At 57.2% G+C, this 12443-nt stretch carries 11 protein-coding genes; 5 read left to right on the forward strand and 6 right to left on the reverse strand.

Annotated elements, in window-relative coordinates; translation table 11 throughout:
• The first annotated feature begins 91 nt into the window (after positions 1 to 91).
• Positions 92 to 988 carry an SDR family oxidoreductase gene (locus GNG26_RS18705; RefSeq protein WP_103822857.1) on the forward strand — a complete coding sequence of 299 codons (897 nt, stop codon included), beginning with the start codon at positions 92 to 94 and terminating at the stop codon, positions 986 to 988.
• 68 nt (positions 989 to 1056) lie between these two features.
• Here GNG26_RS18705 and exbD read toward each other — a convergent pair whose 3' ends face one another.
• Positions 1057 to 1482, reverse strand: coding sequence for a TonB system transport protein ExbD (gene exbD / locus GNG26_RS18710; RefSeq protein WP_114316790.1), 426 nt, complete (start codon positions 1480 to 1482; stop codon positions 1057 to 1059).
• A 6-nt stretch (positions 1483 to 1488) separates the two neighbouring features.
• Positions 1489 to 2220, reverse strand: coding sequence for a tol-pal system-associated acyl-CoA thioesterase (exbB, locus tag GNG26_RS18715; protein ID WP_103176960.1), 732 nt, complete (start codon positions 2218 to 2220; stop codon positions 1489 to 1491).
• Positions 2221 to 2471: 251 nt separating this feature from the next.
• On the opposite strand from exbB, the gene metC reads away from it, so the two are divergent.
• Both metC and yghB read left to right on the forward strand, forming a co-directional pair.
• Positions 2472 to 3659, forward strand: coding sequence for a cystathionine beta-lyase (gene metC / locus GNG26_RS18720; protein WP_156239769.1), 1188 nt, complete (start codon positions 2472 to 2474; stop codon positions 3657 to 3659).
• A 141-nt stretch (positions 3660 to 3800) separates the two neighbouring features.
• A complete protein-coding gene (gene yghB / locus GNG26_RS18725) occupies positions 3801 to 4460 on the forward strand; it encodes a DedA family general envelope maintenance protein YghB (RefSeq protein WP_156239770.1) in 660 nt (219 codons plus the stop codon).
• A gap of 88 nt (positions 4461 to 4548) precedes the next feature.
• On the opposite strand, the gene GNG26_RS18730 is transcribed toward yghB, so the two are convergent.
• On the reverse strand, positions 4549 to 5448 hold the full coding sequence (locus tag GNG26_RS18730; protein ID WP_156239771.1) for an AraC family transcriptional regulator: 900 nt from the start codon (positions 5446 to 5448) through the stop codon (positions 4549 to 4551).
• Between the two features lie 195 nt (positions 5449 to 5643).
• Between GNG26_RS18730 and yqhD the strand changes: the two genes are divergently transcribed.
• Together yqhD and dkgA are read left to right on the forward strand one after the other, a co-directional pair.
• Positions 5644 to 6807: an alcohol dehydrogenase gene (yqhD, locus tag GNG26_RS18735; protein WP_156239772.1), complete on the forward strand. Its 1164-nt coding sequence runs from the start codon at positions 5644 to 5646 to the stop codon at positions 6805 to 6807.
• 105 nt (positions 6808 to 6912) lie between these two features.
• Complete coding sequence (gene dkgA, locus GNG26_RS18740) at positions 6913 to 7740, forward strand: 2,5-didehydrogluconate reductase DkgA (protein ID WP_103822861.1); 828 nt, start codon at positions 6913 to 6915, stop codon at positions 7738 to 7740.
• 86 nt (positions 7741 to 7826) lie between these two features.
• Here the strand turns inward: dkgA and GNG26_RS18745 are convergent, their stop codons facing one another.
• From GNG26_RS18745 to plsC, 3 genes are all read right to left on the reverse strand, one after another.
• Entirely contained in the window at positions 7827 to 10001 is a 2175-nt protein-coding gene (locus GNG26_RS18745; protein ID WP_114316787.1) for a YgiQ family radical SAM protein, read from the reverse strand.
• 163 nt (positions 10002 to 10164) lie between these two features.
• Positions 10165 to 11577 (reverse strand): cell division protein FtsP, encoded by a 1413-nt coding sequence (gene ftsP / locus GNG26_RS18750; RefSeq protein ID WP_103822863.1) that lies wholly within the window; start codon positions 11575 to 11577, stop codon positions 10165 to 10167.
• Between the two features lie 58 nt (positions 11578 to 11635).
• On the reverse strand, positions 11636 to 12373 hold the full coding sequence (gene plsC / locus GNG26_RS18755) for a 1-acylglycerol-3-phosphate O-acyltransferase (protein ID WP_103180982.1): 738 nt from the start codon (positions 12371 to 12373) through the stop codon (positions 11636 to 11638).
• Positions 12374 to 12443: the final 70 nt, after the last annotated feature.

Below are 12443 nucleotides of genomic sequence, written 5' to 3' on the forward strand. Positions count from 1 at the left end.
CATTTTTTTTAAGGATTATCCTGAATAATCCTCACAGCCTAGTTGATTCTCCTAAGCTTAAAGTCTGATTAACCCCTCAAGGAGAACACCTATGGCAAACTCTCAGAGCAAAATTCAGGATCCGACAACCCAGTACTACACCGGCGAATATCCCAAGCAGAAACAGCCTGTACCGGGGCTGCAGAGCAAGATGGACCCGGTGCCGGACTGCGGCGAAAAGAGCTATAAAGGCAGCGGCAGACTACAGGATCGTAAGGCACTGGTGACAGGGGGCGATTCCGGGATTGGACGCGCTGCCGCCATCGCTTACGCGCGTGAAGGAGCAGACGTCGCCATTAACTATCTGCCCGACGAAGAAGAGGATGCCCAGCAGGTTAAGCAGCTTATTGAAGAGGCCGGGCGCAAAGCGGTGCTGATCCCTGGCGATCTGAGCGATGAACAGTTTGCCCGCTCGCTGGTACATAAAGCCCATCAGGAGCTGGGTGGGCTCGACGTGCTGGCGCTGGTAGCCGGTAAGCAGGTGGCGGTGGAGAAGATTGCCGATATCACCACCGAGCAGTTTAAGCAGACCTATGCCGTGAACGTGCTGGCCCTGTTCTGGATTACCCAGGAGGCACTGCCGCTGCTCCCCGCCGGGTCGAGCATTATCACCACATCCTCAATTCAGGCCTATCAGCCGAGCCCGCACCTGCTGGACTATGCCTCCACTAAAGCGGCTATTCTCAACTTCAGCCGCGGGCTGGCAAAACAGGTGGCAGAGACCGGCGTGCGCGTCAACGTGGTAGCCCCGGGTCCTATCTGGACGGCGCTGCAAGTCTCCGGCGGTCAGCCTCAGGAGAAGCTCCCGCAGTTTGGTCAGCAGACGCCGATGAAACGTGCAGGACAGCCTGCGGAGCTGGCGCCGGTGTATGTCTATCTGGCAAGTCAGGAGTCCAGCTACGTGACGGCAGAAGTGCACGGCGTATGCGGTGGGGAACATCTGGGGTAATTGTTGCCGGGTAAGCGTAACGCCACCGGGCAAAAACAAAAACGGCAACCTGAGGTTGCCGTTTCTCTTTATTTCGCCGCCGCTTTCTCTTCGCCGACTAAACCAATTTTCAGGTAACCCGCCTGGTGCAGCGTGTCCATTACCTTCATCATGGTTTCGTAATCGACCGTCTTATCGGCCCGGAAGAAGACGGTAGTGTCTTTCTTGCCTTCGGTCAGGGCGTTCAGCGCCGGGATCACCGACTCATCGGTCACCGGATCGTTGCCGAGGAACATAGATTTATCGGCTTTGACAGAGAGATAAATCGGTTTTTCCGGGCGCGGCTGCGGCTGACTGGATGACGCAGGCAGATTCACCTTCACGTCTACGGTCGCCAGCGGCGCCGCCACCATGAAGATAATCAGCAGAACCAACATAACGTCGATAAACGGCGTCACGTTGATTTCGTGCATTTCGCCGTTATCGTCCAGATTTTCATTAAGACGCATTGCCATGACGAATCAACCTACGTGAAATTTCTGAGCAGAACGAATCGGCTTAGCCGAGCTGGCGCTGAGATCCAGATCGCGGCTTTGCAGCAGCAGAACCTGGGCAGCAACGTCGCCGAGGGTCGCTTTGTAGCTGCCAATCATACGGGCGAAGACGTTATAAATAACGACTGCCGGGATTGCTGCCACCAGACCAATGGCCGTTGCCAGCAGTGCTTCGGCGATGCCGGGCGCCACAACTGCAAGGTTAGTAGTTTGCGTCTGGGCGATGCCGATAAAGCTGTTCATGATGCCCCAGACAGTACCGAACAGACCGACGAACGGCGAAATCGCGCCGATGGTCGCCAGGTAACCGTTACCCCGTCCCATATGACGGCCAACGGCCGCAACGCGACGCTCAAGGCGGAAGCCGGTACGCTCTTTAATCCCTTCGTTGTCTTCACTGCCTGCAGAAAGTTCGAGCTCGTTCTGCGCTTCGTTGATTAACAGGGTGGTCAGGCTCTTCGCCTGGAAAGAGGCGGCCATGTCGCTTGCCTGATTCAGGGTGCGGGCTTCGGCCAGCTGCTGCTGCTCGCGCTTAAGGCGACGTTTATGGGAAAGAAGCTCTACGCTCTTGCTAAAGAAAATAGCCCAGGTGACGACAGACGCCAGAATCAGGCCGATCATGACAATCTTCACCACGATGTCGGCATGATGATACATACCCCAGACGGAGAGGTCCGTCTGCATCAAATTATTACCCACTCGGTATCTCCAGGACGCAAATCACAAAATCTGAGCATAATAATATCAAAACAACGTCGAATTGATAGTAGTTCTCATTAGTATTTACATAGTGCCGTAAATTCGTTTCATTTTCCTTGCGCTTACGCAGGAAAAATTTCCCGGAAACAAATTTTAAAAAATTTTCCGCTGAACCCACTACCGCTAACGTGACCATTTTTACTTTCGTGGTAGTGTGGACGTCCAGACGTATAAAAACAGGTTGTGCAGATATGAAAGAGAAGCATCTTGATACCACCCTTGTCCAGGCGGGACGCAGTAAAAAATATACCCTTGGTTCCGTGAACAGCGTCATACAGCGCGCCTCGTCGCTGGTGTTTGATACCGTGGAGGCGAAAAAGCACGCCACCCGTAACCGGGCCAACGGTGAGCTGTTTTACGGGCGTCGCGGCACGCTGACCCACTTCTCGCTACAGGAAGCGATGTGCGAGCTGGAGGGCGGCGCGGGGTGTGCACTCTTCCCCTGCGGCGCAGCGGCGGTGGCCAACACCATTCTGGCCTTCGTTGAGCAGGGCGACCATATCCTGATGACCAACACCGCCTACGAGCCAAGCCAGGACTTCTGCACCAAAATCCTCAGCAAGCTGGGGGTCACTACCGACTGGTTCGATCCGCAGATTGGCGCGAACATCGCCGATCTGATCCAGCCCAACACCCGGATTGTGTTCCTGGAATCACCCGGCTCTATCACTATGGAAGTGCATGATGTGCCAGCCATTGTGCAGGCGGTACGCAGCAAAGCGCCGGAGGCTATCATCATGATTGATAATACCTGGGCGGCGGGTGTGCTGTTTAAGGCGCTCGATTTTGGTATCGACATCTCGATTCAGGCGGCGACGAAGTACCTGATTGGCCACTCTGACGGGATGATTGGTACCGCGGTTTGCAACGCCCGCTGCTGGGAGCAGCTGCGTGAGAACGCCTATCTGATGGGCCAGATGGTGGATGCCGACACCGCCTATATGACCAGCCGCGGCTTGCGTACCCTTGGTGTGCGTCTGCGTCAACATCATGAAAGCAGCGTGCAGGTTGCGCAGTGGCTGGCGCAGCATCCCCAGGTGGCGCGGGTTAACCATCCGGCACTGCCGGGCAGCGTCGGGCATGAATTCTGGCAACGTGACTTCACGGGCAGCAGCGGCCTGTTCTCATTCGTGCTTAATAAACGCCTGAGCAATGACGAACTTGCCGCTTACCTGGATAACTTCTCGCTGTTCAGCATGGCCTACTCCTGGGGCGGCTTTGAGTCGCTGATCCTGCCGAACCAGCCAGAGCAGATTGCGGCCCTGCGTCCGGGCGGCAACGTGGACTTTACCGGCACCCTGATCCGCCTGCATATCGGCCTGGAAAATGTCGACGATTTGATTGCCGATTTAGAGGCCGGGTTTGCGCGTATCGAATAGCGCAGGGCTACAAAAACAGTCCGCGGACACTTTTCTCCACGTTAAGTGCAGAAAAGTCTGATTTGTTGCGTCTGCGATCAAAGCCCGCCGACGAAATAGGGAGTACAATAGCTTTATATATGCTGTTCCACAGGAAAGCCCATGGCTGTTATTCAAGATATTATCGCTGCACTCTGGCAACACGACTTTGCAGCACTGGCGGATCCGCACGTGGTTGGGATTGTCTATTTCGTTATGTTCGCCACGCTGTTTCTGGAAAATGGGTTACTGCCCGCCTCCTTTTTACCGGGGGATAGCCTGCTACTGTTGGCAGGGGCGTTAATCGGTAAAGGGGTCATGGACTTTACCCCCACGATGGTGATCCTTACTTCAGCCGCCAGCCTGGGCTGCTGGCTCAGCTATTTGCAGGGCCGCTGGCTCGGCAATACACGGGTGGTCAAAAGCTGGCTGGCACAGCTGCCGCATAAATACCATCAGCGCGCGAACTGCATGTTTGACAGGCATGGCCTGCTGGCGCTGCTGGTTGGGCGTTTTCTGGCCTTTGTGCGTACGCTGCTGCCAACCATGGCCGGCATCTCCGGGCTCTCTAATCGCCGCTTCCAGTTCTTTAACTGGCTGAGCGCGTTGCTGTGGGTCGGTGTAGTGACCACTTTTGGCTATGCCCTGAGCATGATCCCGTTCGTTAAACGCCATGAAGATCAGGTCATGACCTTCCTGATGATCCTGCCTATTTTCCTGCTGATCGCAGGCCTGGTGGGAACGATTGTGGTGGTGATCCGTAAGAAGTACTGCAACGCCTGAGGCGCTGCTGTCGTTGTAGCCCCGGTAAGCGTAGCGCCTCCGGGGAAAAGCGCCGGGCGGCACTGCGTTTGCCCGGCCTACATGTCAATCACATCCCCTGCATCGTCCGCATCCGCGCCGCATCTTCCCCCGGCGTCACACCAAAGTAGCGCTTGAACTCCCGGCTGAACTGCGAGGCGCTTTCATAGCCTACCCGCAGCGCGGCGGCGCTGGCTTTCATGCCGTCGTGGATCATCATCATCCGCGCCTTATGCAGGCGGTAGCTCTTGAGATACTGCAGCGGCGAGGTGCTGGTTACCGACTTAAAGTTATGGTGGAACGCCGAGACGCTCATGTTGGCCTCTGCCGCCAGCTGATCCACGCTCAGGTTTTCGGTGTACTGGCTCTCGATGCGTTTCAGTACCCGTCCAATCAGGCTGAAGTGAGTCTGACGGCTGACCAACGCCAGCAGCGCCCCGCCGCCCGGCCCCAGCAGGATGTGGTAGAGGATCTCGCGCACGATCTGCTTACCCAGAATCCGCGCGTCCAGCGGCCGCTCCATCACGTCCAGCAGACGTTCAATGGCGCAGAGGATCTCATCCGTCAGCGTGGCGGAGTTGATGCCGCTCGCTGCCATCGACGGGCGAAACAGTTCGTCCTCGCCAATGTCCATCAGCAGCTCCTGCAGTTGCAGGATATCGATATTTAAGCGAATACCTGCCAGCGGCACCGCCTCTGTCGCGAAAGTTTCACATTCAAAGGGTAAAGGTACTGTCAGGAGCAGATATTCGTTGGGGTCATAACGAAATACCCGCTCGTTGATGTAGCCAATTTTGTGGCCAGAAAAGAGAAAAATGATACCCGGCAGATACATCACCGGGGTGCGGGCGTAGGGCTGAGTCCCGTACAGCAGGCGAACATCCGGCAGCAGCGTATCAAGATAATTTTCATTATCTTTCAGTTTCTTAATTTGTTCCGTTAGCTGCAGGCAGACGGCTTCACGTTTCATCTTCTCTCACTCCGGGTACGTTTTCCGACGCCTGCAGTGTGCGCATTTTTTCCCGTTTTCTCCAGCACTGTGTAGAAATGGGCAAGACAACGGCAGGAATGTGCATTGAGAGGAGCGCGTACGCTCGCCACAATGAGCACCATCAGGCAGCCCTCTGTGCCGCCCTGTTTTTTCACCCACCAAAGGGAACGAACAATGAACAATTTTAATCTGCATACCCCAACCCGCATCCTGTTTGGTAAAGGCGCCATCACCGATCTGCGCGAGCAGATCCCGGCCAACGCCCGCGTCCTGATTACCTATGGCGGCGGTAGCGTGAAGAAGAATGGCGTCCTGGATCAGGTTTACTCCGCGCTGGAAGGCATGGACGTGCGCGAGTTCAGCGGCATTGAGCCAAACCCCTCTTACGAAACGCTGATGAAGGCGGTGAAAATCGCCCGTGACGAGCAGATCACCTTCCTGCTGGCGGTGGGCGGCGGTTCGGTGCTGGACGGCACCAAGTTCATTGCCGCGGCAGCCCATTACGATGAAACCATCGACCCGTGGCACATCCTGCAAACCGGCGGCAGCGACATCAAGAGCGCCATTCCGATGGGCTCCGTACTGACCCTGCCGGCAACCGGCTCCGAGTCCAATAAAGGCGCGGTGATCTCCCGTAAAACCACCGGCGACAAGCAGGCCTTTATGAACGAGCACGTGCAGCCGGTGTTTGCGGTGCTGGATCCGGTCTACACCTACACCCTGCCGCCGCGTCAGGTGGCGAACGGCGTAGTGGATGCTTTTGTCCACACCGTTGAGCAGTACGTTACTTACCCGGTGAACGCTAAGATTCAGGATCGTTTCGCTGAGGGCATTCTGCTGACCCTGATCGAAGATGGCCCGCTGGCGCTGAAAGAGCCAGAAAACTACGAAGTGCGCGCCAACGTGATGTGGGCTGCGACTCAGGCGCTGAACGGCCTGATTGGCGCAGGCGTGCCACAGGACTGGGCAACCCATATGCTGGGCCATGAGCTGACGGCGATGCACGGCCTCGATCATGCCCAGACCCTGGCCGTGGTTCTGCCGGCACTGTGGAATGAAAAACGCGACACCAAGCGTGGCAAGCTGCTGCAGTACGCTGAGCGCGTCTGGGGTATTACTGCCGGTTCTGAAGATGAGCGTATCGATGCGGCTATCGCTGCCACCCGCAACTTCTTCGAGCAGTTGGGTGTTCCGACGCGTCTCTCCGGCTACGGTCTGGACGGCAGTTCCATCCCTGCCCTGCTGGCAAAACTTGAGGAGCACGGCATGACGCAAATCGGGGAACATCATGACATTACTCTCGATGTAAGCCGCCGTATTTACGAGGCCGCTCGCTAACTGATTTTACGCGATTGCCTTCCGTTTTTCGGCATTTAGGCCAGGCTTAATGCACATACGCCACCAGGGGATCACTCCTGGTGGATGTCCAATGAAGGAGGAAAAATGGCAAACCAAACCGTAATCAAGCTTCAGGATGGCAACGTAATGCCCCAGTTGGGGCTCGGCGTATGGAAAGCCGGTAACGACGAGGTCGTCTCCGCCATTCATAAAGCACTGGAAGTCGGCTATCGCTCCATTGATACCGCTGCCGCCTACAAAAATGAGGAGGGCGTCGGCAAGGCCCTTGCCAGCGCTGGCGTACCCCGCGAAGAGCTGTTCATTACTACCAAGCTGTGGAACGACGACCAGAAGCGTCCGGCAGAAGCCCTGCAGGAGAGCCTGGACAAGCTGCAACTCGATTTTGTCGATCTCTATCTGATGCACTGGCCGGTTCCGGCTATCGACCATTACGTCGATGCCTGGAAAGGGATGATTGAGCTGCAAAAAGCCGGGCTGATAAAAAGCATCGGGGTCTGTAATTTCCAGGTCCACCATCTGCAGCGCCTGATTGATGAGACAGGCGTCGCCCCGGTGATAAACCAGATTGAACTGCACCCGCTGATGCAGCAGCGCCAGCTGCATGCCTGGAATGCGACCCACAAGATCCAGACCGAATCCTGGAGCCCGCTGGCCCAGGGCGGCGAAGGGGTATTCGATCAGAAAATTATCCGCGACCTGGCCGATAAGTACGGCAAAACCCCGGCACAGATTGTTATTCGCTGGCATCTGGACTGCGGTCTGGTGGTGATCCCGAAATCGGTCACCCCGTCGCGCATCGCTGAGAACTTCAACGTGTGGGATTTCCGCCTGGATAAAGATGAACTGGGTGAAATTGCGAAGCTGGATAAAGGCAAGCGTTTAGGCCCGGATCCGGACCAGTTTGGCGGTTAGTAAAAAGCCGGGTGGCGGCTTCGCCTTACCCGGCCTACATATCAGAGCATAGGCCCGGTAAGCGCAGCGCCACCGGGCAATGCGGTTTAACCGCTCTTACGTTTTACACTCTTCTTCGTGCTCGCTCCACCGTTCGAACGCTGATGCACAATTGGCGTGTGCTTGGTCAGGGCCGGACGTGTATTGCGGTTCTGGCGGCGCGCTTCGCGCATCTCTTCAACCGTTGGCGCAGGCACCAGACAGTCGCGGCGTGAGCCAATCAGGTGCTTTTTGCCCATCTCTTCCAGCGCCTGGCGGATCAGCGGCCAGTTTTTCGGATCGTGATAACGCAGCAGGGCTTTATGCAGGCGACGCTGTTTGTCCCCCTTCGGCACCACCACATCTTCACTCTTATAGCCAATCTTACTCAGCGGGTTCTTGCCGGTGTAATACATGGTGGTTGAGTTCGCCAGCGGCGACGGATAGAAGTTCTGCACCTGATCCAGACGGAAGCGACGCTGCTTCAGCCACAGAGCCAGGTTCACCATGTCTTCATCACGCGTGCCCGGGTGCGCGGAGATAAAGTATGGGATCAGATACTGCTCTTTCCCGGCCTGCTTCGAATAGGTATCGAACAGCTCTTTAAAGCGGTCGTAGCTCCCCATCCCCGGCTTCATCATCTTCGACAGCGGCCCCTCTTCGGTATGCTCCGGGGCGATCTTCAGGTAGCCGCCCACGTGGTGGGTCGCCAGCTCTTTGATGTAGCGCGGATCTTCCACAGCGATGTCATAACGCACCCCGGAAGCGATGAGGATCTTCTTGATGCCTTTCAGATCGCGGGCACGACGGTAGAGGTTGATCGTCGGTTCGTGGTTAGTGTCCATGTGTTCGCAAATGCTCGGATAGACACAGGAGAGACGACGGCAGGTTTGCTCCGCGCGCGGCGACTTACAGCGCAGCATGTACATGTTGGCGGTTGGGCCACCCAGATCGGAGATGACGCCGGTAAAGCCCGGTACCGTGTCGCGAATGGCTTCGATCTCGTTGACGATGGAGTCTTCAGAGCGGCTCTGAATAATGCGCCCTTCATGCTCGGTGATCGAACAGAAAGAGCAGCCCCCAAAGCAGCCACGCATAATGTTGATCGAGAAGCGGATCATCTCATACGCCGGGATACGGGCGTTGCCGTATGCCGGGTGCGGCACGCGTTTGTACGGCAGCGCAAACACGCTGTCCATCTCTTCGGTAGAGAGTGGGATTGCCGGCGGGTTAATCCAGATGTAGCGCTCACCGTGCTTTTGCATCAGCGCACGGGCACAGCCCGGGTTGGTTTCATGGTGCAGAATACGGGACGCATGCGCGTAGAGCACCTTGTCACTTTTTACCTTCTCAAAGGATGGCAGCAGCACGTAGGTCTTTTCCCACGGCTTCGGACGCGGCGGCTGCACCACGATAGCTTTTGCTTCGGCTTTCTTCGGCGCAACCGGCTTGTTATCCGCACAGGGCAGATCTTCGCCGTACGGATGCGGGATCGGGTCGATTTTGCCCGGCATATCGATGATACGGGAATCCACCCCTTTCCAGCCCGGCAGCGCCTCTTTCACCATGATCGCGGTATTACGCACGTCGCGGATGTCGCCCACCGGTTCGCCCTGCGCCAGACGGTGCGCCACTTCCACCAGCGGACGCTCGCCGTTGCCGAAGATCAGCATGTCGGCTTTGGAGTCCACCAGCACCGAACGGCGCACGGTATCAGACCAGTAGTCGTAGTGCGCGGTACGACGCAGGCTCGCTTCGATACCCCCCAGGATGACCGGTACATCTTTCCAGGCCTCTTTGCAGCGCTGGGTGTAGACGAGGGTTGCGCGATCCGGACGCTTGCCCGCCACGTTATCCGCGGTGTAGGCGTCGTCGTGACGCAGCTTGCGGTCAGCGGTGTAGCGGTTGATCATCGAGTCCATGTTGCCCGCGGTAACGCCGAAGAAGAGGTTCGGCTTACCGAGGCGCATAAAATCATCTTTGCTGTTCCAGTCAGGCTGGGCAATGATCCCGACGCGGAAGCCCTGGGCTTCGAGCATGCGACCGCAGATCGCCATACCAAAGCTCGGATGATCGACGTAAGCGTCACCCGTCACCAGGATAATGTCGCAGCTGTCCCAGCCAAGTTGGTCCATCTCTTCACGAGACATCGGCAGGAAAGGCGCCGGTCCAAAGCAGGCCGCCCAGTACTGCGGCCAGGAGAAGAGGTCACGATCCGGCTGGATCAGGGAAATTGCGCTCATAATGCTTCCGAAGAAAAAATAGACAAAAGGAGCGGGATTATACGCTGGATCATTGTGGGAAATGAAGGAGTATTGTGCGGGGGATGTTAATGCCCGGTGGCGCTTCGCTTACCGGGCCTACGGCCTGTAGGTCGGGTAAGGCGAAGCCGCCACCCGGCACGTTTTATGGTGCCGGATTGATTAACATTTGCCCCACCGAGCCGCGATCCGCCATCTCCAGCGTCTGGCTGTGGAACAGGAACGGGAAGTGCGGCCAGGAAGGCTGCCCATAATAGACCAGCAGTTCCACCTGCCCGTCGACCCAGACGGTATCCTTCCAGCCTCTGTCTTCCGGGAACGGCATGGCGCCGTTGACGTTGCGGATCAGGAAACTCACCCCTTCGATATGGAACGACTGCGGCCTGTCGGCGCGCACCGTCCAGCGCTCCCAGGAGCCCTGCTGGGCGGTAATATCGATGCGGTTCACATCCCACAGCTGGCCGTTAATGCCCGGGTCGTCGCCAAGGCTGATATCCCGGCTGCGCACCGGCGTACCGCTCAGGATCTCCTCCGGCAGCAGGCGCATCGGCAGGGTATCGGTCACCAGCGGCAGCAGACCGGTTGGACGCAGGGTTAACACCAGCGTCGAGACCAGAATGCTCGACGGTTCAAAGAAACCGCGCAGACGATCAACGATGCCCGCCGCCTCGCCACAGGTGATCGACACCTCTTCGCCGTTGGTCATATCCACCAGGATTTCGCGTCGCTCGCCCGGCGCCAGCGCCAGCTGTTTAACCGACACCGGAGCCGGTAAAAAGCCCTGGTCTCCGGCAATGACGTGCAGCGCGCGGCCATCGCTCATCTGCAGTTGATAGCGACGCGAGTTGGAGGCATTCAGCAGACGCAGGCGTACCCAGCCGCGTGACACCTCGACATAGGGGCTTTGCGCGCCGTTGACCAGCAGCGTATCACCCACAAAACCGCCGCTGCCCGGCTCGCTGTACTCCGGCGTACCGAAATTATCCAGCCGCTTGTCCTGAATGATAAGCGGGAAGTCATCCACCCCGTAGTGGTTCGGGATCGGCAGGGATTTACTGACCTCATCCTCTATCAGCCACATCCCGGCCAGACCGTTGTAGACCTGCTGCGCGGTGCGGTTCGGGGTGTTGGCGTGATACCAGAGGGTGGCGGCGCGTTGGCGGACCGGCAGAACCGGTGCCCAGTCGGCGCTTGCGGACATCATGCGCGGGGCACCGCCCAGCAGCGGGCCCGGCACCTGCATCCCGCTGATGGTCATGGCCACGTTCTCCGCCAGACGGTTGCTGTAGATCAGTTTGACGTCATCGCCGCTCCAGACGCGCACCGTCGGGCCGAGGTAACGTCCGTTGATGCCCCAGACCGAAGCCCGGGTACCCTGAGTGAACGACCAGTGGGCACGCTGTAGCGTCAGAAACAGCGGCTGCCCGCGGCGGGATTCCAGTAACGGCGGAATGGGCAGCGGCTGCTGCTGCCCGGCGGCGTTTGCCCTCAGCGGAACCGCGCCTGCACAAAGGGCGATCCCCGATGCCTGAATAAACTGACGGCGACTGAGTGACATAATGGCTCCATCTATAAACGCACTAACACACGGGAATTCGTTTTCCCTTTAAGCCGGCTTAAACCTTGCCAGCAGCTTCTCGCTCTGCGACTTCTTTATCGAGCTCAGCGATTTTATTCAGCATTAATTCGCGGCAATGTGCCGCCAGCTCGCGTACCTGGTCTTTGCCATATTTACTGACATCGACCGGCGGCAGCATCTCTACGATGACCAGACCGTTACGCAGACGATTCAGGTTTATCTTATTCGATGTGTTGGAAACACACACTGGAATAATCGGTACGCCTGCCGCAATTGCGGCATGAAATGCGCCAGTTTTGAACGGCAGCAGGCCACGACCCCGGCTGCGGGTCCCTTCCGGAAACATCCAGATAGAGATCTTGCGTTTTTTGAAGTGGTTTACCACCTCGGCAATCGTGCCGTGCGCCTTGGCCCGGTTGTTACGGTCAATCAGCAGGTTACCGGTGAGCCAGTAGAGCTGGCCGAAGAACGGGATCCACAGCAGGCTTTTCTTGCCCACGGTGACAGTTGGCGGCTGCACGATTTTCGCTGCGGTCACCATATCGTAGTTATTCTGGTGGTTACCGATATAGATAGCGTTACCAAATTTCTCTGCCCCTTCCGGCAGACGCGTCTCTACCTTCAGGCCAAACAGCGGCGCCAGACGGGCAAACATGTGGCCAAAGGTAGCGACATGTTTTGGATTACGCGGGCTGAACAGGCAATAAACAGAGCCGAAGATACAGACCAGAATGCAGTAGATAACGGCAAGAATGGTACGAACAATTAATAGCATAGCGACCTCAAAAACCCCTGACAGTTGACGATTATACTGCAACTGTTAGCGGGTAACTCTTTTGTTTCTA

It is taken from the genome of Leclercia sp. J807 (assembly GCF_009734465.1).
Lineage (GTDB): Bacteria > Pseudomonadota > Gammaproteobacteria > Enterobacterales > Enterobacteriaceae > Enterobacter.